The 22,702-nt window shown below is 62.6% G+C and carries 19 protein-coding genes; 11 read left to right on the forward strand and 8 right to left on the reverse strand.

The genetic code is table 11. From position 1 onward, the window contains the following. Entirely contained in the window at positions 1-1,368 is a 1,368-nt protein-coding gene (locus tag N436_RS21550; RefSeq protein ID WP_110741944.1) for an ATP-binding protein, read from the forward strand. A 242-nt stretch (positions 1,369-1,610) separates the two neighbouring features. Continuing rightward, on the forward strand, positions 1,611-3,278 hold the full coding sequence (locus N436_RS21555) for an FMN-binding glutamate synthase family protein (RefSeq protein WP_110741904.1): 1,668 nt from the start codon (positions 1,611-1,613) through the stop codon (positions 3,276-3,278). Positions 3,279-3,307: 29 nt separating this feature from the next. On the opposite strand, the gene N436_RS21560 is transcribed toward N436_RS21555, so the two are convergent. Beyond that, on the reverse strand, positions 3,308-4,627 hold the full coding sequence (locus N436_RS21560) for an OprD family porin (RefSeq protein WP_105947381.1): 1,320 nt from the start codon (positions 4,625-4,627) through the stop codon (positions 3,308-3,310). Between the two features lie 475 nt (positions 4,628-5,102). On the opposite strand from N436_RS21560, the gene N436_RS21565 reads away from it, so the two are divergent. Then, entirely contained in the window at positions 5,103-7,178 is a 2,076-nt protein-coding gene (locus tag N436_RS21565; RefSeq protein ID WP_110741905.1) for a TonB-dependent siderophore receptor, read from the forward strand. A 131-nt stretch (positions 7,179-7,309) separates the two neighbouring features. Here N436_RS21565 and N436_RS21570 read toward each other — a convergent pair whose 3' ends face one another. Next, positions 7,310-7,507 (reverse strand): hypothetical protein, encoded by a 198-nt coding sequence (locus tag N436_RS21570; RefSeq protein ID WP_019096882.1) that lies wholly within the window; start codon positions 7,505-7,507, stop codon positions 7,310-7,312. A 183-nt stretch (positions 7,508-7,690) separates the two neighbouring features. Beyond that, positions 7,691-8,797, reverse strand: coding sequence for an agmatine deiminase (gene aguA / locus N436_RS21575; protein WP_019096883.1), 1,107 nt, complete (start codon positions 8,795-8,797; stop codon positions 7,691-7,693). Between the two features lie 278 nt (positions 8,798-9,075). Here aguA and rfbC point away from each other — a divergent pair, with 278 nt between their 5' ends. From rfbC to N436_RS21595, 4 genes are read left to right on the forward strand one after another with little or no spacing between them, the layout of a single operon-like run. Further along, positions 9,076-9,621 (forward strand): dTDP-4-dehydrorhamnose 3,5-epimerase, encoded by a 546-nt coding sequence (gene rfbC, locus N436_RS21580; protein ID WP_019096884.1) that lies wholly within the window; start codon positions 9,076-9,078, stop codon positions 9,619-9,621. A gap of 42 nt (positions 9,622-9,663) precedes the next feature. Next, entirely contained in the window at positions 9,664-11,478 is a 1,815-nt protein-coding gene (locus N436_RS21585) for an ATP-binding protein (RefSeq protein WP_110741906.1), read from the forward strand. Then, positions 11,475-12,881, forward strand: a complete 1,407-nt coding sequence (locus N436_RS21590) for a sigma-54 dependent transcriptional regulator (protein ID WP_105947383.1) — start codon at positions 11,475-11,477, stop codon at positions 12,879-12,881. Before N436_RS21585 ends, N436_RS21590 begins: the two co-directional genes overlap by 4 nt. After that, entirely contained in the window at positions 12,881-13,336 is a 456-nt protein-coding gene (locus N436_RS21595; RefSeq protein ID WP_110741907.1) for a YiiD C-terminal domain-containing protein, read from the forward strand. The genes N436_RS21590 and N436_RS21595 overlap by 1 nt, the downstream gene beginning before the upstream one ends. A 212-nt stretch (positions 13,337-13,548) precedes the next feature. Here the strand turns inward: N436_RS21595 and cysQ are convergent, their stop codons facing one another. Together cysQ and nudE are read right to left on the reverse strand one after the other, a co-directional pair. Next, a complete protein-coding gene (gene cysQ / locus N436_RS21600) occupies positions 13,549-14,367 on the reverse strand; it encodes a 3'(2'),5'-bisphosphate nucleotidase CysQ (protein ID WP_110741908.1) in 819 nt (272 codons plus the stop codon). Beyond that, a complete protein-coding gene (gene nudE / locus N436_RS21605) occupies positions 14,364-14,930 on the reverse strand; it encodes an ADP compounds hydrolase NudE (protein ID WP_060501240.1) in 567 nt (188 codons plus the stop codon). Before nudE ends, cysQ begins: the two co-directional genes overlap by 4 nt. A 64-nt stretch (positions 14,931-14,994) precedes the next feature. On the opposite strand from nudE, the gene yrfG reads away from it, so the two are divergent. After that, a complete protein-coding gene (gene yrfG, locus N436_RS21610; protein ID WP_019096888.1) occupies positions 14,995-15,657 on the forward strand; it encodes a GMP/IMP nucleotidase in 663 nt (220 codons plus the stop codon). Between the two features lie 112 nt (positions 15,658-15,769). Here yrfG and lysM read toward each other — a convergent pair whose 3' ends face one another. After that, positions 15,770-16,210, reverse strand: a complete 441-nt coding sequence (lysM, locus tag N436_RS21620) for a peptidoglycan-binding protein LysM (RefSeq protein ID WP_110741909.1) — start codon at positions 16,208-16,210, stop codon at positions 15,770-15,772. 177 nt (positions 16,211-16,387) lie between these two features. Between lysM and fdhD the strand changes: the two genes are divergently transcribed. The 3 genes from fdhD to N436_RS21635 all read left to right on the forward strand — a co-directional run bounded on the left by fdhD (position 16,388) and on the right by N436_RS21635 (position 20,245). After that, a complete protein-coding gene (fdhD, locus tag N436_RS21625; protein WP_110741910.1) occupies positions 16,388-17,218 on the forward strand; it encodes a formate dehydrogenase accessory sulfurtransferase FdhD in 831 nt (276 codons plus the stop codon). 5 nt (positions 17,219-17,223) lie between these two features. Further along, positions 17,224-19,569: an FdhF/YdeP family oxidoreductase gene (locus N436_RS21630; protein ID WP_110741911.1), complete on the forward strand. Its 2,346-nt coding sequence runs from the start codon at positions 17,224-17,226 to the stop codon at positions 19,567-19,569. Between the two features lie 196 nt (positions 19,570-19,765). Continuing rightward, complete coding sequence (locus tag N436_RS21635) at positions 19,766-20,245, forward strand: glycine zipper domain-containing protein (RefSeq protein WP_060501250.1); 480 nt, start codon at positions 19,766-19,768, stop codon at positions 20,243-20,245. A gap of 55 nt (positions 20,246-20,300) precedes the next feature. Here N436_RS21635 and N436_RS21640 read toward each other — a convergent pair whose 3' ends face one another. Further along, complete coding sequence (locus N436_RS21640) at positions 20,301-20,741, reverse strand: thioesterase family protein (RefSeq protein ID WP_110741912.1); 441 nt, start codon at positions 20,739-20,741, stop codon at positions 20,301-20,303. A gap of 261 nt (positions 20,742-21,002) precedes the next feature. Further along, positions 21,003-22,544 carry a phosphoenolpyruvate carboxykinase gene (locus N436_RS21645; protein WP_016714468.1) on the reverse strand — a complete coding sequence of 514 codons (1,542 nt, stop codon included), beginning with the start codon at positions 22,542-22,544 and terminating at the stop codon, positions 21,003-21,005. Between the last annotated feature and the right edge of the window lie 158 nt (positions 22,545-22,702).

Genomic DNA, 22,702 nt, shown 5'->3' on the forward strand with positions numbered 1-22,702 from the left:
ATGCGCTGGCTTCGCCGCCTGTGGCCACGAACCCTGTTTGGCCAACTGCTGCTGATCATGGTCAGCGGCACGTTGGTGATCCAGTTGATGTCGAGCAGCATCTGGTTCGATGTGCGTTTCGCCCAGGTACTCGAAGCCCCCATTCGGCTGATCGCTGCGCGCAGTGCACCGCTCATTGCCCAGGCCAACTGCCACGCTGGCACGTTGCAGGTACCCGCCCACTACCACCTGCGTTGCGCCGAAACCTTGCCGGAGCCTGAGCATGACGAGCGCCGCGGGCGCAGGCGTGTCGAGCTGTTGCTGCATCAGGCCCTCAAATACGAACTGGGGCATGCCCAGGACGTGCGTCTGATAAAGGTGCAGCTTACCGATGAGCAGGGCCAGCCAATCGTCTGGCGCAGCCTGTTCGGGCTGCGCACGGCCCAGGCGCATATCCAGTTCGCGGTGCCGTTGGCCGATGGCCATTGGCTGACCATCGATGGCCAGGAACTGCAAGGCTGGAGCGGCGAGTCGGCCTGGGTGTTGATCAGCGATTACCTGTTGCGGGTGTATGCACTGCGCATCGTCGCGGTGTTGCTGGTGTGCCTGGTAGCCGTACGCCTGTGCTTGCGCCCCTTGCGGCGCTTGGCCGATGCCGCACGTGGCCTGGGTAGCAACCTTGAGCAAGCGCCTTTGGCACTGGATGGCCCGGAGGAAGTGCGCCAGGCTGCCCAGGCCTTCAATGCCATGCAGCAACGCCTGATTGCCATGGTCAACGACAAGGCCTACTTCCTGGCCGCCGTGTCTCACGACCTGCGTACCCCGCTGACCCGCATGCGCCTGCGCCTGGAGCGCCTGCCCGACGATGAGCACCGACAGCGTCTGCGGCAGAACATTACGCAGATGGACGACATGATCGGCCAGGTACTCGACTACCTGCGCGCAGGGGAGCAGTTGAACCTGCAACAAGTGGACCTGGACCGGCTGGTGGCACGCCAGTGCGCCGAACTGGCTACCCCTGAAGAACCGCTACCGGTGCATGGCCAAGCGGGTCATTCACAGCTCGATGCCCTGCTCCTGCAGCGCTGCCTGCAAAACTTGTTGGTGAATGCATTGCGATACGCCAAGGACGTTTCGGTCACACTGGAACGGGCTACCACGGGGGTGTTCATCCATATCGATGACCGTGGGCCAGGGATTGCGCCAGCGCTGCTAGCGACCATCACCGACCCGTTCGTGCGCGGTGAAGGGTCGCGTAACCAGGCTTCCGGTGGGTATGGGTTGGGGTTGAGCATCGCTCAACGGATTGCCAGCAGCCATGGGGGGGAGCTGATGCTGGCAAATCGTGAAGGCGGTGGGTTGCGGGTCAGCATACTCCTACCTCGCTGACACAATCTTTTGTGGGAGCGGCCTAGCGTCGCGAAAGGGCTGCGCAGCAGCCCCGGCGATTTATGCTGTGACACAGAAACCTGGGGCTGCTACGCAGCCCATCGCGACACAAGGCCGCTCCCACAAGGGACTGCATAGCCCTGGAATACGCAATCAGGTAACAGTCTTTTACCGATTACCCAGGTTTTCCCCTGCCCGCCTTTGCCTATCCTATGCCCGGTCATCCTGCCTGCGATGGACCCATGAAACACTCTCTGCCCAGCCGCTACGCCTGCCTTGCCATCTGCCTGTTGTTCACCTTCGCCAGCCTGCCACTGCTGCCCCAGCATGCCTGGCTCTGGCCACTAACGCTGATTACCGCCCTGCTCAGCCTGGTCGGGCTGAACGACCTGCGCCAGAGCCACCATGCCGTGCGCCGCAACTACCCGATTCTGGGCAACATTCGTTACCTGATCGAAACCATCCGCCCGGAAATCCGCCAGTACCTGATCGAAGGTGACGACGACAAACTGCCGTTCTCCCGCTCGCAACGCTCGCTGGTGTACGCCCGCGCCAAGAACGAAAGCGCCGAGAAAGCCTTCGGCACGCTCAACGATGCCTACAAGCCCGGCTTCGAGTTCATCAGCCATTCCATGCTGCCAGTGGCTACGCCAGACCCGGCATCGTTCCGCATCGCCATTGGCGGGCCACAATGCCGCCTGCCTTACTCGGCCTCGATCTTCAACATCTCGGCCATGAGCTTCGGCGCCCTCAGCGCCAACGCCATTGCCGCCCTGAACCGGGGTGCGCGCATGGGCCGTTTTGCCCATGACACCGGCGAAGGCAGCATCAGCCCGTACCACCGCGAACATGGCGGTGACCTGATCTGGGAGATCGGCAGCGGCTACTTCGGTTGCCGCACCGAGGACGGCCGCTTCGACCCTCGACGCTTCGCCGAGCAGGCCCGCTCGCCGCAGGTGAAGATGATCGAGATCAAGCTCAGCCAAGGTGCCAAACCGGGCCACGGCGGCATCTTGCCAGGGCACAAGGTCAGCCCCGAAATTGCCGAAACCCGTGGTGTGCGCGTAGGCGAAGACTGCATCTCACCCGCGGCGCACAGCGCCTTCCGCACGCCAGTGGAATTGCTGCAGTTCGTTGCCAGCCTGCGTGAGCTGTCGGGTGGCAAACCCGTTGGCTTCAAGTTTTGCCTGGGCCACCCGTGGGAATTCATGGGTATCGCCAAAGCCATGCTGGCCACCGGTATCACCCCGGACTTCATCGTCGTGGATGGCAAGGAAGGCGGTACCGGCGCGGCACCCCGCGAGTTCAGCGACAATATGGGCGTGCCCATGCGTGAAGGCCTGATGTTCGTGCACAACACCTTGGTCGGCCTGAACCTGCGCTCCAGCATTCGCATTGGTGCGGCGGGCAAGATCGTCAGTGCCTTCGATATCGCCAGCGTGCTGGCCATCGGCGCGGACTGGGTCAATTCGGCACGCGGCTTCATGTTCGCCATTGGTTGCATCCAGTCGCAGAGCTGCCACACCAACAAATGCCCGACCGGCGTGGCCACGCAAGACCCGCTGCGCCAGCGTGCCCTGGTGGTGCCAGACAAGGCCGAGCGGGTAGCCAGCTTCCACCGCAACACACTGCATGCACTGGCCGAAATGCTGGCGGCGGCGGGCCTGGAACACCCCTCGGAGCTCAAGCCCAAGCACCTGGCGCGGCGCATCAGCCCCAGCGAAATCGGGTTGTTTTCGGACCTGCACACCTTCCTCAAGCCAGGCGAACTGCTCAGTGGCTCGATTGAAAGCGAGTTTTATGCGCGGATGTGGCGAATGGCACGCAGCGACAGCTTTGCACCGGAGAATGGAGAGGTGATGCCCATAATGGCAAAAGCGGTGCGCCGAAAAGAAACAGCCCCGGCATAAGCCAGGGCTGTTGATACATCAGACCAGGATCAGAAGATGCTGATCGGGTATTCAACGAATACGCGGACTTCGTTGCCGTCGTCGTTGTAACCGTTCTGCTGCACGGCGTTGTTGGTACGCACGAACGAGCTACGCAGCTTGATGGACAGGTCCTTGGCCGGGCCGTCCTGCACCACGTAACGGATCTGGTTGAAGATCTCGCGCTCTTTACCTTCGCCGAAGCCCTGCGGGTTGGCGACGTTGCGGGTGTTGATGTTGTCACCCACGACGTAGGCCAGCTTGTAGGTCAGGCCCGGGATGCCGTAGGCACCGAAGTCCAAGCCATAGCCCAGCTGCCAGGAGCGCTCGTCTTCGGCGTTGAAGTCAGACCAGTACGAGTTGGCCAGGTAGATGGTCGAACCACCGTCACCCACGCCACCGGCGTTCTGGTAGAAGCCGTAGTTGTAGCCAGTGCTGCCGGTGCTGCGCTGGTGGGCGAGGGTGAACGAGTGTGCACCGTACGCGTAAGTGGCAGCCAGGCTCCAGATGGTGTTGGAGTCGCCGTTCAGGCCGGCAGCCTGGACGTACTGCTTGTCGATGTCCGATTTGTAGCCGTTGAAGTCCAGGGTCAGGGACTGGTCGCTGGCAATCGGGAAGACGTAGTTCAAGCCCAGGTAGTGCTTCTTCATCACGTCTTCGGTGTCGGCGGTGTACAACGAAGCGGTGAAGTTGTCGGTGAACTTGTAGCTACCACCGAAGACGTTGATCGACTTCAGACCGCCACTATCGCGGCCCTCGGCACTTTTGCGCGCTTCCTGGGTGAAGCGACCGGCGTTCAGTTCCAGGCCCTGGATCTCTTTGGAAGTGATCAGGGTACCGGTGTAGCTTTCTGGCAGCAGACGCGCATCGTCGTATTGCAGCACTGGCAGTGCTGGCATCTGGTCACCGTACTTCAGCACGGTGTTGGAGATGCGGAACTTGACCGCTGCACCGGCGCGGGCCAGGTTGTGCGGCGAGCTGGCGTTGCCTTCGGCGTTGGTGGTTTCGTGCGGCTTGAAGAAGTCGACGCCGCCGCCACCGTTGTGGCCTTTGCCGCCATCAAGGCGAACAGCGTACAGGCCGAATGCATCGACGCCGACGCCAACGGTGCCCTGGGTGAAACCGGAGTTGAAGGTGCCGATGAACGCCTGGCCCCATTCGATCTGGTCGTCGGTGCCGTGCTTCTTGTCACGGTTGATGTAGGCGTTGCGCAGAAGGACGTTGGCGTGGCTGTCCTCGATGAAGCCCTTGCTGTCGGCCTGGTCATTGGCCTGTGCCTGGGTCGCGGCGATCATCGCCAGGGCGACCAGGCTGATCCTGGTTTTCAACATGTTGTTTTCCTTATTTCTTAATCAAAAACGCTCTGCACTATGACGCCAGGAACCAACGCCCCTTCGTAGGTTCGACGCTATGCGGATCCAGCCTGGTGGGCCTGCCGGTAAGTACACGGCGGCCCTTGGCAGCAGCTTGGCCAAGATCATGGCCAGCAGGCGTTGGCCGAATCCTAGCCGTGTGCGATTACAAATGTCAAAAAGTCGTGAAATGCAGGTTGATATAACCAAAATGACCGGTAGGTCTGGTGCATTTTCACGCCACCTTGCGCTATCAGTGGGCAATTTATCTTGTGCCGGAAAAGGCCTTTTGATCGAACGGACAAATTCCCTGCGAAGGGCGATTTCGCAGCAGAAGAACCTGTTACAAATAGACACATATGTAAAGACAAGCCTTTACAAATACCCAAGCAAGAGCAAATAGCAAGCATTACCATTCGCACCTCTTTTTCACCTGCCCGGTCCGGATGTGCCCATGCTTGTACCCTGCCGCCTTTCCCCTCTCACGCTTGGCCTGTCGCTGCTGTTCAGCGCCAGCCTGGCCAGTGCCGCCACCACCACGCTGCCGGAGTCGTCGGTTACCGCCGACAGCGAACGCGAGAAGGACAACCCGCGTGTCAAAGAGGTGAGCACCGCCACCCGCACCTCGACGCCAGTGCGTTACGTGCCTCAGGCGATCGACACGGTGAAAACCGCCAACGTGCTGGACTACGGCAGCAACACCCTGGGCAAGGCGCTGGAAGGCATCCCCAACGTCAGCAGTGGCGCCGACACCCGTTTCGACAGCGTGCGCATCCGTGGCTTCGAGGCCAGCAACGACTTCTACCTGGACGGCATTCGCGACGACAGCCAGTACATCCGCGACCTGCACAACATCGAGCGGGTCGAGGTACTGAAAGGGCCAGCAGCAGTGCTGTACGGCCGTGGCAGCCAGGGCGGTATCGTCAACAGGGTCAGCAAGGCGCCAGAACCTGGCCGCCGCTCGACCATCGAAGCACAGGCCGGCAGCGAAGACCTGCGCAGCCTGTATGCCGACCTCAGCGCCGACCCCAGCGACACCGTCAGCCTGCGCCTGAACATGGGCAACCAGGACAACAACAGCTTCCGCGACGGGATCGACGGTAGCCGCCAGTTGTTCGCCCCGTCGATCAGCTGGCAGATCAACCCAGACCTGAACTGGCTGGTGCAGTACGAATACAGCCGCTACAACCGCACCCCGGACCGCGGGATCCCCGGGGTCAACGGTCGCCCGGCCGACGTCAGCCGTGGTACCACCTACGGCGACCAGCGCGACTACATCGATGACCGCGCCCAGTCCCTGCGCTCACGCCTGAACTACCAGCTGAACGAAACCTGGCAGCTGCGCCATACCTTGGGCCTGTTCAAGCTCGACAGTGAGTTCGACAACACCTATGTCACGGGCTACAACGCCGGCACCAATGTCCTGACCCGCCAGCGCTGGCAGCAGGACCTGAACACCCGCAACCTGTTCAACAACCTGGAGGCTGAGGGCGACTTCGATACGTTGGGCCTGGAGCACAAGCTGCTGCTGGGCCTGGAGATCGGTAACCAGAAGCGAGACCCGGTGCTGTATAGCGCCGTTAGTCAGCCGCTTCCGGGCTTGGGAAGACCTGGCAACAACCAGCAGCACAATGGCAAGCTGTTGCTGTCGAGTGACAACCACACCGTGGTCGATAGCCGCGGCCTTTACCTGCAAGACCAGATCCGCCTGAACGATCAATGGCAAATCCTGGCTGGCGTGCGCTTCGACCAGTTCGACGTGGAAACCACCAACAAGGATGGCGTGCGCGAACCGCAGGACAGCAACAGCACCAGCCCGCGTCTGGGCGTGGTCTACACGCCATGGCGTGACCATTCGTTCTACGCCTCGTGGAGCAAGACCTTCTCGCCGGTGGGCGGCGGCCTGATCGGCATCACCCCGGGTGCGCCGGGCAACGGTAACGAAGCCAAGCCGGAAGAGACTCGCCAGAAAGAAATCGGGGTGAAAAGCGACTGGCTCGACCAACGCCTGACCACCACCCTGGCCGTCTACGAGCTTGAACTGTACAACCGCCGCACCCGTGATCCGGAAAACCTGAATAACATCTTGCTTAGCGGCTTGCAGCGCTCGCGCGGCATCGAGCTGACGGCCACCGGCAACATCGTCGGCAACTGGTATGTACGCGGCGGCATCGGCCTGCAGGATGCGATCATCGTCGAGGACAACAACGGCCAGGAAGGTAACCGCATCAACGATGTGGCCAAGCGCAATGGCAGCCTGTTCATCACCTGGAAACCGGAGCTGGGCTGGTATGCCGAAACCGGCCTGACGCTGGTGGGTGAACGTTACGCAGACAACCAGAACACCACGGTGCTGCCGGGGTATGGCCGCTGGGATGCGCTGGCGGGGTACCGCACCCATGACTGGGATGTGCGGGCGGCGTTGAGCAACATTGCCGACAAGACCTACTACAGCTCGGCGACCAGTGCTGCACAGATCATGGTTGGGGATCCACGCAGCCTGGTGGTGACGGGTAGCTACAGCTTCTGATCTTTAGCCTGTGCCGGCCTCTTCGCGGGCATGCCCGCTCCCACAGGGCCTCCACAAGTCTGGAAGACGATGGAAATCCCTGTGGGAGCGGGCGCGCCCGCGAAGAGGCCGGCACAGGTTTAAGCGATCGATCAGTGCCACACCCCCATCAACGCCTGCATTTCTGCATCGCTGATCAGCCCCTGGGGGTAGCGCCCTGCAAGCAGCCGCTGTGGGTCGGTCGTCCTGACCTTGTTGCTTCCATGGTGCTTCAACCACTTCGCAACCCGCTTGAGCGATTGGTGATTCACTGCCGATGGGCGCAATGCCGACTCACTTGCTGCGTTCATTTCTACACGTACTCCCTGGCCCGTGAGCGGCAAATTTACGTAAGTATTGTTACAGATCCGAGAGCGCGACCTGGCCGAGCTATCTGTTTGAAAAGCAATACAAAACGTATGCCACCCTGGCCTCCGGCCATCGCCCGAAAAAAAAGGCCCGTCACATGACGGGCCTCTTCATTCGCTCCGCGCTCAGCGCTTGACCGGCGCCGGCTGCTGCTGGGTCAGGCAGTGAATGTTGCCACCGCCCAACAACAGCTCACGACCCGGGATCATCACCACCTCGTGGTCGGGGAAGATCTTCGCCAGGATCGCTCTGGCTTCGGCATCTGCCGGGTCATCGAAGCTTGGCGCGATGATGCCACCGTTGACGATCAGGAAGTTCACGTACGAACCGGCCAGGCGCACCGACGGGTCACGCTCCTGGCTGCCGGCCACATGATCGACACCGGCACACTCTTCAGCCGTGGCGAACAGCGGGCCCGGAATCGGCATTTTATGCACGATGAACTCACGGCCCTTGGCATCGCGGGTGTTCTTCAGCACCTCCATGGCCGCGTGGCAGCGCGCATAGTTGGGGTCGTTGGAATCATCGGTCCAGGCCAGTAACACTTCGCCTGGGCGCACGTAACAGCAGAAGTTGTCGACGTGGCCGTCGGTTTCGTCGTTGTAGAGGCCATCCGGCAGCCACACCACAGTGTCGACCGCCAGCTGGTCGCGCAGCACCGCTTCGATCTGCTCGCGGTTCAGGTGCGGGTTGCGGTTACGGTTGAGCAGGCATTCCTCGGTGGTGATCACGGTGCCTTCACCGTCCACGTGAATCGAGCCGCCCTCAAGCACGAAGCCTTCGGTGTGGTAGCGCTGGCAGCGCTCCATCTCCAGCACTTTGGCGGCCAGCTCCTCGTCACGGTTCCAGGGTGCATACAGGCCGCCATCGAAGCCGCCCCAGGCATTGAAGCCCCAGTCCACACCACGCACTTCACCCTGGTCGTTGATGACGAAGGTGGGGCCGGTGTCACGCACCCAGGCGTCATCGTTGCTGATTTCGACTACGCGAATGTTCGGCTGGTCGAGCTGGCGGCGGGCATTTTCGTACTGGCCGGCAGAGGCTGCGACGGTCACAGGCTCGAAGCGGGCAATGGCCTTGGCCAAGGTGACGTGGGCTGCCTGGGCAGGCTTACCACCCAGGCGCCAGTTGTCCGGGCGCTCCGGCCAGACCATCCACACCTGGGTTTGCGGGGCCCACTCGGCGGGCATGTGGAAACCATCGGCACGGGGCGTGGTGTTGAGGGTTTTCATGGGTGACCTCTGTGATGGCCCTGAGCCGGACTGTGCTGGGGCGTTTGTGAATTTATAACCGATATATATCGACATTTAAAGCCCGGCAGTCGGGACTTTTCCGCTAAAACGACAAGCTTGTACCGATAACAATCGAATCTAATCTGCCCTTGTCTGGTGCCGATAACAGTCTGACGTCTACCATAGCCACACCTTATGCATCCTGTTACAGCTCCCAGCGGAAAATTCCAGCGGGGCCGACTAGGGTCAATACTTGGGCAACGGGCCAGCGAGCCACTATGAACATCATTCCTACTGCAATACCTGAAGTACTGATTATCGAGCCGAAGGTTTTCGGTGACAGCCGTGGTTTTTTCTTCGAAGCATTCAACGCGCGTGAGTTCGCACGGCAAACCGGCGTGAATGCCGAATTCGTCCAGGACAACCACTCACGCTCCATCAAGGGCGTACTGCGCGGGCTGCATTACCAGGTGAAAAACACCCAAGGCAAACTGGTGCGCGTGGTGCAGGGGGAAATACGTGATATCGCCGTTGACGTGCGCAAAAGCTCGCCAACGTTCGGCCAATGGGTCGCCGTGCATCTGTCGGCCGACAATCACCGTCAACTGTGGATTCCACCCGGTTTCGCCCATGGCTTTGCAGTAATGAGCGAGTCGGCCGAGTTTCTCTACAAGACCACCGACTACTACAACCCGGACGCCGATCGCTGCATACGCTGGGACGACCCCCAACTGGCAATCAACTGGGGGCTGCAGCAACCCCCGGTGCTATCAGACAAGGACAAGGTCGGCCTGCCACTGGCAGAGGCGGAACTGCTGCCTTAACTAGCGCATAATTGCGCCAGACTTTTCTGGCGCATTTACGTGATGATTGCAAAACCCACGCCCCCACGCCGTCCCCGCTGGCGCAGCCTGGCCCTGTTGGCCCTGTGCCTGGCCCCGCTCCTGTGGCCCCTGCACCACCTGGCCGAGCGTTACTACCAGGATGAACTGGCCTCGCAGAACCGCCAGACCCTCGACCTGTACGTCGCCAACCTGCTCGGCACCCTGCACCGTTATGAAACCCTGCCACAAATCCTTGGCGACCTGCCGGCGCTGCGGGGTGTACTGGCCGACCCGTTCCGCCTGGAAGCAGTAACCAACGCCAACCGCCTGCTCAAGGACATCGTGCAGCAGACCGGCGCCGAGGTGATGTACCTGATGGACATCAGCGGCAACACCCTGGCCGCGTCCAACTGGGACAAGCACGACAGCTTCGTCGGCCGCAATTTCGCCTTCCGCCCCTACTTCAACGAAGCCATGGCCGGCCACCTGGGCCGTTTTTTCGGCCAGGGCACCACCTCGGCCAAGCGCGGCTACTTCTTTGCCGCCGCCGTGCGGGACCGTGAGCGTGTCGTTGGCGTGCTGGTGGTGAAGGTTGACCTCGACCACACCGAGACCCTCTGGGGCCGTACCCCCGAGCAGTTGTTGCTGACCGACCACAATGGCGTGGTCATCCTCACCTCGCGGCCTGACTGGCGGTTCCGCGCTACCCGTGTGCTGACCGAAGCCGAACGCCAGGCCATCATCGCCATCCAGCCCTACCCGACCCAGGCACCGCAACCCCTGATGCTCAACCCGGATGCCTGGATCACCCAGACCCGCGATATCAAGGAAACCGGCTGGCAAGTGAGCATTCTCGCCCCTCGCCTACTGGTCGACCGTTCGGTACAGACGGTAATGGCCATCGGCGCAGGCACCCTGCTGGTGGTGATGCTGTTGGCCGGGCTGGTGATGCAGCGGCGCCGCCACTACATCGACCGTATCGACTTCGAGGCCCGTGGCCGCCAGCAGCTGGAAAAGCGTGTGGCCGAACGTACGGCCGACCTCGAAGGCCTCAACTCCCGCCTCAAAAGCGCCGTGCTGGAGCGCGAGAACGCTCAGCAGGAAGCGGTGCGTGCCCAGGACGAACTGGTGCAGGCCGGCAAACTGTCGGTTCTCGGCACCATGTCGGCCAGCATCAGCCATGAGCTGAACCAGCCACTGGCGGCCATCCGCAGTTATGCGGAAAACGCCGAGATCCTGCTCGACCACCAACGCACCGAAGACGCCCGCGGCAACCTCAAGCTGATTGGCGAACTGACCGGACGTATGGCCTCGATCATTGCCCACCTGCGCGCCTTCGCCCGCCGCGACCGGCACGCCCCGGAGAGCGTAGCCCTGCAACCTGCTCTGGACGATGCCCTGGCGCTGCTGGCCAAGCGCCGCCGGGCCATGGCCGTGGAGCTGATCCGCGACCTGCCCGAGGCCACCTTGTGGGTACAAGCCGGCGAAACCCGCCTGCGTCAGGTATTGGGCAACCTGCTGGCCAACGCCCTCGACGCCCTGACCGAAAAAGCCAACCCGCGCCGCTTGTGGCTAAGTGCCGAGCAACGTGATGACTGCGTCTACCTGTACATCCGCGACAACGGCCCCGGCTTCAGCCGCCAGGCCCTGGAGCGCGCCAAGGAGCCATTCTTCACCACCAAGACCCGCACCCAGGGCCTGGGCCTGGGCCTGGCCATCTGTGAAAGCCTGATGCGTGCCCTGGGCGGTGAACTGCTGCTGGCCAACCACCCGGAAGGCGGCGCGCTGCTGACCTTGCAACTGCGTGTGGCCGCGCCTGGCGCTACTTTGCCCAATTCGGAGGACCCCTCGGCATGACCACCGAGACACTGATCGACAGCCGAGCCCAGGTCATCCTGGTCGACGATGACCCGCACCTGCGCCAGGCACTGAGCCAGACCCTGGACCTGGCCGGTCTCAAGGTGGTCGCGCTGGCCGATGCCCAAGGCCTGGCCGACCGTATCGAGGCCGATTGGCCCGGCGTGGTGGTCAGCGACATTCGCATGCCCGGCATCGATGGCTTGCAACTGCTGGAGCAATTGCATGGCCGCGACAGTGAGCTACCGGTGCTGCTGATTACCGGCCACGGCGATGTGCCGCTGGCGGTGCAGGCGATGCGCGCCGGGGCTTATGACTTTCTGGAAAAACCCTTTGCCACAGACGCCCTGCTCGACAGCGTGCGCCGCGCCCTGGCCCTGCGCCGCCTGGTGCTGGAAAACCGCAGCCTGCGCCTGGCGCTGAGCGACCGCCAGCAACTGGCCACCCGACTGGTAGGCCATTCGCCATCCATGCTGCGCCTGCGCGAACAGATCGGCGCCTTGGCCGGTACCCGCGCCGATGTGCTGATTTTGGGTGAAACCGGCGCAGGCAAGGAGGTAGTGGCCCGCGCCCTGCACGATCTGTCCAGCCGCCGCGAGGGGCCGTTCGTGGCAATCAATGCCGGCGCACTGGCCGAGTCGGTGGTCGAGAGCGAACTGTTCGGCCATGAGCCGGGCGCATTCACCGGCGCGCAGAAGCGCCGCATCGGCAAGTTCGAGTTTGCCAACGGCGGCACGCTGTTCCTCGACGAAATCGAGAGCATGAGCCTGGATGTGCAGGTGAAGCTGCTGCGCATGCTGCAAGAGCGGGTAGTCGAACGCCTGGGCGGCAACCAGTTGATCCCGCTGGACATCCGTATCATTGCCGCAACCAAGGAAGACCTGCGCCAGTCTGCCGACCAAGGCCGCTTCCGCGCTGACCTGTACTACCGCCTGAACGTGGCACCGCTGCGTATTCCACCGCTGCGCGAACGCGGCGACGACATTCTGGTGCTGTTCCAGCACTTCGCCGACGCTGCCAGCCAGCGTCATGGCCTGCCACCGCACACCCTGCAACCGGCCCAGCGCGCCGTGCTGCTGCGCCACGACTGGCCAGGCAATGTACGCGAGCTGCAGAACGCGGCCGAGCGCTTCGCCCTTGGCCTGGAACTGGCCCTGGACGGTCAGGCGCCACCGGCAGCAGTCCCTGCAGCGCCCGTGCTGATTGGCAACCTGAGCGAACAGGTCGAGCAGTTCGAACGCTCGCTGATCGCTGCCGAACTGGCCCAGCCACACAGCTCCATGCGCAGCCTGGCCGAGGCGCTGGGCATCCCCCGCAAGACCCTGCACGACAAGCTGCGCAAGCACGGCTTGAGCTTTGACGGCGGCAGCGGCGGGCATGACGACCATGAGGACAACCGTTGATGAACACCGATAGCCAATACCTGCAGTCCGTCCTGCACGGCGACATCCCCCTGACCCGCGAAATGGGGCTGGAAGTACTCGACTGGCAGCAGCACACCCTGCGCCTGCAATTGCCACTGGCGGCCAACGTCAACCACAAGAGCACCATGTTCGGCGGCAGTTTGTACTGCGCAGCGGTGCTGGTGGGTTGGGGCTGGCTGCACCTGCGTCTGCGTGAGCTGGGGATCGATGACGGGCATATCGTCATCCAGGAGGGGCAGATCAGTTACCCACTGCCGGTTACCGGTGCGGCGGTGGCGCGCTGCGCGGCGCCGGATGAGAAAACCTGGGAGCGGTTCGTGAACATGTACCAGCGTCGCGGGCGGGCGCGCTTGACGCTGGAGACCACGGTGAGCAATGTCGGGAGTGACGAGCCTGCCGTGAAGTTCAGTGGCCAGTACGTGCTGCACCGCTGACTGCGGATAAATACTGATGCCTGTCAGTTAGTGCTGTTGGGGCTGCTGCGCAGCCCATCGCCGGCAAGCCAGCTCCCACAGGGCAGCGCCATGCTGAGAGTCTGCGCAGTACTTGTGGGAGCTGGCTTGCCGGCGATGGGCCGCAAAGCGGCCCCAGCGATATAGGCGGCGAAGCTGAAATCCTGAGCTCCCACAGAGTGTGGTGATACCTGTCAGATCAGCTTCAGGAAGGCCTGGCGCCACGTAGCATTGGCCGGCAATGCCAGGAAATACGGATTCAGCAGCGACTCCCGCGCCGGGTACCGGAACGGCAAACCATCCAAACCGATCACTTCGCCACCGGCCCCTTCCACCACCCCCTGCGCCGCCGCAGTATCCCACTGCGAAGTCGGCGCCAGGCGCGGATAGCAATCGGCACTACCCTCAGCCAACAGGCAGAACTTCAGCGAACTGCCGATATTGGCCAGCTCCAGCTCCCCCACCGCAGCACCCAGCCCGGCCAACAGCGCTTCCTGCTCCGGGCTGGAATGCCGACGGCTGGCAACTACGGTGAAACGCTCGTCCACAGCGGGTGCGTTACGCACCTGGATCGGCTGTGCTGCCTCACCGGCCTCCGCACGCCAAGCCCCCAAACCCCGCCCACCAAAGTAGCAGCGCCCATTGGTCGGCATCGACACCACGCCAAACACCACCTCACCGTTTTCCACCAGCGCGATGTTGACCGTGAACTCCTCACTGCCCGCGATGAATTCCTTGGTGCCATCCAGCGGGTCGACCAGCCACCAGCGGCTCCAGCCCTGGCGCTCGGCCAACGGAATGTTGCAGTCTTCTTCGGACAACACCGGAATGTGCGGGGCCAGCGCCAACAGGCCATCGGCAATTACCCGGTGCGCTGCCAGATCGGCGGCGGTTACCGGCGAGTCATCAGCCTTGTTGGTAACCGCTACATCGGCACGCCAGAACGGCAGGATCGCCTCGCCCGCCGTCAGCGCCAGCTTGACCACTTCGTGCATCAGTTGCAGGTCGTTCATAGCTCCAGCAGCCCCCGCTGGATAAGCAGGTCACGCGCCAGGTACAGCGCCGCCAAGGCACGTCCTTCGGTGAACTGCGGGTGCATGGCCAATGCCGACAGCTCGCGCAGGTTGACCTTGTCGACCCGCATCGGCTCTGGCTCGTCGCCTTCCAGACGTTCTTCGTACAGGTCGCTGGCCAACACCACCTGGATCTTCTGGCTCATGTAGCCCGGCGACAGCGACAGCTCGGTCAGGTGCTCCAGCTGACGCGCGCCAAAACCGGCTTCTTCCTTGAGCTCCCGGTCGGCGGCCGCCAGCACGTCTTCGCCCGGTTCGATCAGGCCTTTGGGCAACGACAGCTCGTACTCATCGGTGCCACCGCAGTATTCCTCCACCAGCACAGCGTGCTCGGCGTCGAGCATGGCCACGATCATCACCGCACCATAGCCGTTACCCCGGCCCACCAAACGCTCGTAGGTACGTTCGTTGCCATTGCTGAAGCGCAATTGCACGGCTTCGACGCGAAACAGGCGGCTGCTGGCGACGATTTCGCGGCTGAGGACGGTGGGTTTCTGGCGCATGGGGCGGCTCCTTGGCGTGAACGGGTTACTATACCGTGGCTTGCCGACTGAACGAGAGTTTCCCATGCCTGTTCTTCCCTGGTCTGCCATCGATACCGTCCTGCTGGACATGGACGGCACCCTGCTCGACCTGCACTACGACAACCGCTTCTGGCTGGAGCACCTGCCCCAACGCTATGCCGAGCTGCACGGGGTAAGCCGGGCCATGGCGGAAATGGAGCTGCAGCCGCTGTTCGAACGCAATGCCGGCACGCTGAACTGGTATTGCCTGGACTTCTGGAGCCGCGAGTTGCGCCTGCCGATTCGCGAGCTGAAGCAGGAAATCGCCGACCTGATTGCCCTGCGGCCGGATGCCGATACTTTCCTGGCGGCGATTCGCCAAGCCGGCAAGCGGGTGGTGATGATTACCAACGCGCATCGTGATTCGCTGTCGCTGAAGCTGGAACGGGTGGAACTGGCGCCGTATTTCGAGCGGCTGATCAGCTCACACGATTATGGCTACCCGAAAGAGAGCCCGCAGTTCTGGGATGCGTTGCAGGCGGATATCGGCTTTGAGCCGGCGCGCAGCCTGTTTATCGATGACACGTTGGCCATACTGCGCAGTGCGCGGCGGTTTGGTGTGGGGCATTTGTTGGCGGTGCGCCAGCCGGATAGCCAGGCTGGGCCACGGGATACCGAAGAGTTTGCCGCAGTCGAGGATTACCGGGAACTATTGGTAGGCCTGTGAGGGCCTCTTCGCGGGCTCGCCCGCTCCCACAGGTACAGCGCCACATTCACGACTGGCGCTGTACCTGTGGGAGCGGGCAAGCCCGCGAATGGGCCGGTACAGGCGGAAGAAATCATTCAGGAATACGAAGCTCCTGCCCCGGATAGATCTTGTCCGGGTGCGACAGCATCGGCTTGTTGGCCTCGAAGATCTTGTTGTACTGGTTGGCATTGCCATAGACCGCCAAAGAAATGGCCGACAGCGTGTCGCCCTTCTTCACCGTAACAAACCTGGCCGCCACCACCACCGGCCCGGTTACGGTAATCTGGTCCTCCACACTTGCAACGCCATTGATGTTGCCGGCGGCGAGAATGATCTTCTCCTTCTCCTCCTGGCTGGCCACCTCACCCTTGAGGATAATCTTGTCACCCTCTACAGTGGCACTGATGTTCGGGTTGCCCAGGCCGACACTTTCCACGTGTTTTTTCAACTGCTCTTCGGCATTGGCGTTACCGGGGGTCAGCAGGTCGATCAACTTCTCGCCGGCTTCCTTCACGAAACTGAACAGGCTCATTGCGTTCTCCTTGTTGACGAAACCTCGGACACAGCAGTCTAGGCCAGCTTTTCCCCTCCTGCCCCTGTGCGACCAATCGACGCGGTCTATCAAGGCATAGACCCTAGCGATTAGACGCCGCCGGCCCGCAAGCCTAGGCTTGTGCTATCAGAAAGCCGCCGGTATTCAACGCCTCCGATGAACAGCAAACCTCCGGTCTGCGCGGCCTCATCGCCCTTGTCCATGCCCGCCGCCAGCAACACCTACGATTACGTCCAGCTCAGTGACGCCAAACGTGACAGCACGCCGCTGGCCGAAGAAGTAGCCCTGGCCATCGTCTACAACGGCCTCAACCAGGCAGTGATGCTGGTCAGCCCCACCGACCTGGAAGACTTCGCCGTAGGCTTCAGCGTCGGTAGCGGCATTGTCGAAGGCACGGCCGAAATCTACGACCTGAAGCTCTCCGGCAGTGGTTCGGCAATGTACGCCGACCTTGAAATCTCCAGCCGGGCCTTCTGGAACCTGAAAAACCAGCGCCGGCAACTGGCCGGCACCAGTGGTTGCGGCCTGTGTGGGGTCGAAGCGCTGGAGCAGGCCCTGCCGGACCTGGCCGTGCTGCCCGGTGCGCCCTTGCCCCCGGCCCAGTGGCTGGCCGGCCTGCGTGAGCGTATCGATGCCTTCCAGCCGTTGGGCCAGCATTGCGGCGCCGTACATGCTGCGCTGTTCATGGACCGCCATGGCAAATTGCTGCTCGGCCGCGAAGACATCGGCCGGCACAACGCCCTCGACAAGCTGATCGGCGCACTGCTGCGCCAAGGCATCGACAGCCAGGGCGGCCTGGCCATCGTCACCAGCCGCTGCAGCCTGGAGCTGATCCAGAAGGTGCTGCGTGCCGGCATCCAGACCCTGGTCAGCCTGTCGGCACCCACCGGCCTTGCCCTGCAATGGGCGCGCAAGCACAACCTCAACCTCATCCATTTGCCCAAGCACAGCGCACCGCGGGTCTACAGCCCAGCGGCGGAGTCGTAACAGCCGTGACCTCGTACCAGCACCTTCCGGACAACGCCCCAGCCTCCACCCCTCGCTACAAGCCCTACCACGGCCCCGCCGGTGGCTGGGGCGCACTGCGCAGCGTGGCCAAGGCCTGGGTCGGCAGCGACAACGCGCTGAAGAACATTCGCGCCCTGCTCAAGACCAACCAGAACGGCGGCTTCGACTGCCCGGGCTGCGCCTGGGGCGACTCGCCGGAAAGCGGCATGGTCAAGTTCTGCGAGAACGGCGCCAAGGCGGTGAACTGGGAGGCGACCAAGCGCCGCGTGGATGCCGCCTTCTTTGCCCGTTACAGCGTCACCTCGCTGCTGCAGCAGAGCGACTACTGGCTGGAGTACCAAGGCCGGTTGACCGAGCCAATGGTCTACGACGCCCCCAGCGATCGCTACCAACCCATCAGCTGGGATGCTGCCTTCGCCCTGATCGCCCGCGAGCTGAACAAACTGGCCAACCCTGACCAGGCCGAGTTCTATACCTCGGGGCGCGCCAGCAACGAAGCGGCGTACCTGTACCAGCTTTTCGTCCGTGCTTACGGCACCAACAACTTCCCCGACTGCTCGAACATGTGCCACGAAGCCAGTGGCGTCGCCCTGGGGCAGAGCGTCGGTGTCGGCAAGGGCACCGTCACCTTCGACGACTTCGAGCATGCCGATGCGATTTTCGTCTGGGGCCAGAACCCGGGCACCAACCACCCACGCATGCTCGACCCGCTGCGCGATGCGGTGAAGCGTGGCGCCCAGGTGGTGTGCATCAACCCGCTCAAGGAACGTGGCCTGGAGCGCTTCCAGCACCCGCAAAACCCGCTGGAGATGCTCACCAACAGCGACCGGCCGACCAACACCGCTTTCTTCCGCCCGGCGCTGGGTGGCGACATGGCGATGCTGCGCGGCATGGCCAAGTTCGTCCTGCAGTGGGAACGCGAGGCCCAGGCCAAAGGCGAACCGGCCGTGTTCGACCATGCCTTTATCGCCGAGCATGGCCACGGCGTCGACGAGTACCTGGCAGTGGTGGATGCCACACCCTGGGAACACATCCAGGCACAGTCCGGCCTGACACTGGCGGATATCGAACTGGCCGCGCGCATGTACTGCCGTGGCAAACGGGTGATCATGTGCTGGGCGATGGGCATCACCCAGCACCGCCACTCGGTGCCGACCATCCAGGAAATCGTCAACCTGCAGATGCTGCGCGGCAACATTGGCGCACCAGGCGCAGGCCTGTGCCCGGTACGCGGGCACAGCAACGTGCAGGGTGACCGCACCATGGGCATCAACGAACGCCCACCGGTAGCGCTGCTGGATGCCATCGAAAAACGCTTCGGCTTCCCCGTACCGCGGCACAACGGCCACAACACCGTCGAAGCGATCCACGCCATGCTGGAGGGCCGATCCAAGGTATTCATCGGCCTGGGCGGCAACTTCGCCCAAGCCACGCCGGATACCGAACGTACCGCCCAGGCGCTGCGCAACTGCGAACTGACCGTGCACATCAGCACCAAGCTCAACCGCAGCCACCTGGTGCATGGCAAGCAGGCGCTGATCCTGCCGTGCCTGGGCCGCACCGACATCGACCTGCAAGCCGACGGGCCGCAGGCGGTAACGGTGGAAGACTCGTTCAGCATGGTCCATGCCTCCAACGGCCAACTGAAACCCCTGTCGACGCACATGCGCTCGGAACCGGCAGTGGTAGCCGGCATTGCCGCCGCCACCCTGGGCAAGCAACCGGTGGACTGGCACTGGCTGGTGGCCGACTACGGCCGTATTCGCGACCTGATCGGCGATACCATCGCGGGCTTCAGTAATTTCAACCAGCGCCTGCAACACCCCGGTGGCTTCTACCTGGGTAACAGCGCCGCCAGCCGCGAGTGGAAGACCAGCACCGGCCGCGCCAACTTCAAGGCCAACCTGTTGCCGGATACGTTGCTCGACGAACGCGTGCGCGCCAGCGGCCAACTGCCGGATCTGATCATGCAGTCGATGCGTTCGCACGATCAGTACAACACCACCATCTACGGCCTGGACGACCGTTATCGTGGTGTGCGCGGCCAGCGCGAGGTGCTGTTCGCCAACGAAGCCGACATCATCCGCCTGGGCTTCCAGCCGGGGCAGAAAGTGGACATCGTCTCGTTGTGGGGGGATGAGCATGTGCGCCGGGTGCAGGGCTTCACCCTGCTGGCCTTCGACATCCCGGCCGGGCAGGCGGCGGCGTACTACCCCGAGGTGAACCCGCTGGTGCCGCTGGAGAGCATTGGCGATGGCAGCCATACGCCAACCTCGAAGTTCATCGCCATCAAACTGGAGCGGGCGCAGGACGACGGGCGTATCCTGTAAAAACGAAAAAAGCCCTGTTCCGTAACGGTTCAGGGCTTTGTCATAAAGGTCTCAGACAGCCGAAAATCGATAAAGTTTCACAGCAAATACAGTAACTTAGAGAATTGTGTACAACTCGTGTTACTCGTCGGATTTCGTTTGCCAGCCACGCCGCTTAGCCTCAAATTCGCCTCGTCATCCTTATGAGGCTCTCTTGATGAAGAAGTACTCCTCGATTCTGTTGTTGTCTTTTAGCTTGCTCAGCGGCGTGGCCATGGCAGGCGGCACCACCGAGGCCGGCATTGGCGGCGCATTGGGTGGGGTACTGGGCTCAGTGGTGGGCAACTCCATCGGTGGTAGCACCGGTGGCGCCATTGGTGCCGGTCTTGGCGGCGCAGCCGGCGGTGCCTTGGGCGCCGACAAGCGCCAGCGCGGTGAGGCCGCTATCGGCGGCGCACTGGGCGCTGCAGGCGGTAACGTGGTCGGTCGCTCGGTGGGCGGCACCACTGGTAGCTACATTGGCGCAGCAGCCGGCGGTGGTGCCGGTGGCGCACTGGGTAACTACATGGGCAACAAGGCCGACGAAGACGAGCGCCACGAGAACCGCCGCTACCGTCGCGACTATGACGACCGTCGTCACTACGACCGTGGCCACCACTACGGCCACCGCAAGCACAAGCGCCACTGGCGCGACTAATGCCTGAGGGCCTCGCCCCGGCAACAAAAGCCCCGCCCCTGCCGGCGGGGCTTTTTTATGCCTGTGGTTCCAGCACCAGGCCGGACAGGATCACCTGCAGCGCCTCTGGCAGCGTCACAGGCCGGCCACTGGCCCGTTCGATGAACACCTGCACCACCGTGCCTGCCGCGCACGCCTCTGGTTCGCCCGGGCGGAACAGCGCCAGGCGGTACTCCACCGTGCTGCCCGCCAGGCGCGTTATCCCCAAGCCCACCTCCAGTACATCCGGGAAGCCCGGCAGCGCGTAGAAGTCCGCCGCCGAACTGACCACGAAGGCCGCCAGCTCACCGTCACGCAGGTCCAGCTCGGCCTGCTCTACAAGAAACGCTTGAATGGCCGTCTCGAAGAAACCGTGCACGGTGGCGCCGGCGATATGGCCGTTCAGGTCGTTGTCCTGAGGGCGGGTAAGGATGGGGTGGAAGTGGGAGAAGGCAGTGCGCTGAGGGGATTCGGTCATCTGTCTGGCTCTTGTCTTCGCAATGGATGCTGACAGTGAAACAGAATTTCCGGACTTTGGCTGCCTGCGATCCGTTGTGGGAGCGGCCTTGCGTCGCGAAAGGGCTGCAGAGCAGCCCCGGCAATCTATACATCACTGAAATCCTGGGGCTGCTACGCAGCCCTTTCGCGACGCAAGGCCGCTCCCACAATGACCGTGCTGATTAGCAGGAACAAAAAAGCCGCCCCTAAGGGCGGCTTTCTCGTTGCGGCTAGGCTCAGCTTACAGCTGTGGGCCAGCAGCCTTGATGGCGTCGGAAACTTCGAACTTCTTGAAGTTTTCGATGAACAGCTTGGCCAGGCCTTTGGCGGCCTCGTCGTAGGCCGCTTTGTCAGCCCAGTTGGTGCGCGGGTTGAGCAGCTCGGTTTCAACGCCCGGAACGGCCTTTGGCACGTCCAGGTTGATGATGTCCAGGTGCTCGGTTTCAGCACCGACCAGCGCGCCGCTCTGGATCGCAGCGATCACCGCACGGGTAGTCGGGATGCTGAAGCGCTTGCCAACGCCGTAGCCACCGCCGGTCCAGCCGGTGTTGACCAGGTAGACCTTGGAGTTGAAGCCGTTGATACGCTTGATCAGCAGCTCGGCATACTCGCCAGCCGGGCGCGGGAAGAACGGTGCGCCGAAGCAGGTGGAGAAGGTCGACTTGATGCCGCCGCCCGAGCCCATTTCGGTCGAACCGACCAGCGCGGTGTAGCCGGACAGGAAGTGGTAGGCCGCCTGCTCGTTGTTCAGGATCGAAACGGGTGGCAGAACACCGGTCAGGTCGCAGGTCAGGAAGATGACTGCGTTAGGCTCGCCGCCCAGGTTCGCTTCGGAACGCTTGGCAACGTGCTCCAGCGGGTAGGCCGCACGGCTGTTCTGGGTCAGGCTGACATCGGTGTAGTCGGCGTGCTTGTTGGCGTCGAGGACGACGTTTTCCAGCACTGCACCGTGCTTGATGGCTTTCCAGATGACCGGCTCGTTCTTCTCGGACAGGTCGATGCACTTGGCGTAGCAGCCGCCTTCCATGTTGAAGACAACGCCTTCGCCCCAGCCGTGCTCGTCGTCACCGATCAGGTAACGGCTTTCGTCGGCCGACAGGGTGGTCTTGCCAGTGCCGGACAGGCCGAAGAACAGGGTCACATCGCCTTCTTCGCCGATGTTGGCCGCGCAGTGCATTGGCAGTACGTCGGCAGCCGGCAGCAGGAAGTTCTGCACCGAGAACATGGCTTTTTTCATTTCGCCGGCGTAGCGCATGCCTGCGATCAGCACTTTCTTCTGGGCGAAGTTGATGATCACGCAACCGTCGGAGTTGGTGCCGTCACGCTCAGGCTCGCACACGAAGTTGGCGACGTTCAGGACCTGCCACTGGTCGCGACCAGCCGGGTTGAACTGCTCCGGGTTGATGAACAGGCAACGGCCGAACAGGTTCTGCCAGGCAGTCTGGGTGGTCATCTTCACCGGCAGGTAGTGCTCGGCGGCCGCCCCTACGTGAACGTAGGAAACGAAGTGATCCTGGGCGTTGTTGAACGCCTCGACGCGGTCCCACAGGGCATCGAACTTGTCGGCCGGGAACTTGCGGTTGATCGGGCCCCAGGAAATGGCGTCCTGGGTGGAAGGTTCTTCGACGATGAAACGGTCAGCCGGCGAACGGCCAGTACGGTGACCAGTCTCCACGACCAGTGCACCAGTATCGGCTAGTACGCCTTCACCGCGTTGCAGCGCTTCTTTTACCAGCTCATCGACGCTCAGGTCGGTGTACACGGTGTTGTTGGCTTGCGTCATGAGATACCCCATCCGGCCCGAGGCCGAGTGCTCCAAACGTTTTGTAGTTGTCTTGAAAAAACTACTACAGCGAAAAAAGTGGCCGGATTATGCCAGAAACGCCCAAAAAAAGTAGGCCCCTCCTGTCGTAACCGCGCTTTTGCGCAATTCGACAGGAG

Source organism: Pseudomonas sp. RV120224-01b (genome assembly GCF_003208145.1).
In the GTDB taxonomy this organism is placed as follows: domain Bacteria; phylum Pseudomonadota; class Gammaproteobacteria; order Pseudomonadales; family Pseudomonadaceae; genus Aquipseudomonas; species Aquipseudomonas monteilii.

What these genes read in the sequence shown, in the direction of transcription:
- N436_RS21550 (WP_110741944.1), top strand. Translation starts at nt 1, where the DNA reads ATGCGCTGGCTTCGCCGCCTGTGGCCACGAACCCTGTTTGGCCAACTG.
- N436_RS21645 (WP_016714468.1), bottom strand. Translation starts at nt 22,544, where the DNA reads ATGACGCAAGCCAACAACACCGTGTACACCGACCTGAGCGTCGATGAG.
- aguA (WP_019096883.1), bottom strand. Translation starts at nt 8,797, where the DNA reads ATGAAAACCCTCAACACCACGCCCCGTGCCGATGGTTTCCACATGCCC.
- N436_RS21590 (WP_105947383.1), top strand. Translation starts at nt 11,475, where the DNA reads ATGACCACCGAGACACTGATCGACAGCCGAGCCCAGGTCATCCTGGTC.
- nudE (WP_060501240.1), bottom strand. Translation starts at nt 14,930, where the DNA reads ATGCGCCAGAAACCCACCGTCCTCAGCCGCGAAATCGTCGCCAGCAGC.
- rfbC (WP_019096884.1), top strand. Translation starts at nt 9,076, where the DNA reads ATGAACATCATTCCTACTGCAATACCTGAAGTACTGATTATCGAGCCG.
- N436_RS21565 (WP_110741905.1), top strand. Translation starts at nt 5,103, where the DNA reads ATGCTTGTACCCTGCCGCCTTTCCCCTCTCACGCTTGGCCTGTCGCTG.
- yrfG (WP_019096888.1), top strand. Translation starts at nt 14,995, where the DNA reads ATGCCTGTTCTTCCCTGGTCTGCCATCGATACCGTCCTGCTGGACATG.
- N436_RS21595 (WP_110741907.1), top strand. Translation starts at nt 12,881, where the DNA reads ATGAACACCGATAGCCAATACCTGCAGTCCGTCCTGCACGGCGACATC.
- N436_RS21640 (WP_110741912.1), bottom strand. Translation starts at nt 20,741, where the DNA reads ATGACCGAATCCCCTCAGCGCACTGCCTTCTCCCACTTCCACCCCATC.
- N436_RS21555 (WP_110741904.1), top strand. Translation starts at nt 1,611, where the DNA reads ATGAAACACTCTCTGCCCAGCCGCTACGCCTGCCTTGCCATCTGCCTG.
- lysM (WP_110741909.1), bottom strand. Translation starts at nt 16,210, where the DNA reads ATGAGCCTGTTCAGTTTCGTGAAGGAAGCCGGCGAGAAGTTGATCGAC.
- N436_RS21560 (WP_105947381.1), bottom strand. Translation starts at nt 4,627, where the DNA reads ATGTTGAAAACCAGGATCAGCCTGGTCGCCCTGGCGATGATCGCCGCG.
- N436_RS21570 (WP_019096882.1), bottom strand. Translation starts at nt 7,507, where the DNA reads ATGAACGCAGCAAGTGAGTCGGCATTGCGCCCATCGGCAGTGAATCAC.
- fdhD (WP_110741910.1), top strand. Translation starts at nt 16,388, where the DNA reads ATGAACAGCAAACCTCCGGTCTGCGCGGCCTCATCGCCCTTGTCCATG.
- N436_RS21635 (WP_060501250.1), top strand. Translation starts at nt 19,766, where the DNA reads ATGAAGAAGTACTCCTCGATTCTGTTGTTGTCTTTTAGCTTGCTCAGC.
- cysQ (WP_110741908.1), bottom strand. Translation starts at nt 14,367, where the DNA reads ATGAACGACCTGCAACTGATGCACGAAGTGGTCAAGCTGGCGCTGACG.
- N436_RS21585 (WP_110741906.1), top strand. Translation starts at nt 9,664, where the DNA reads ATGATTGCAAAACCCACGCCCCCACGCCGTCCCCGCTGGCGCAGCCTG.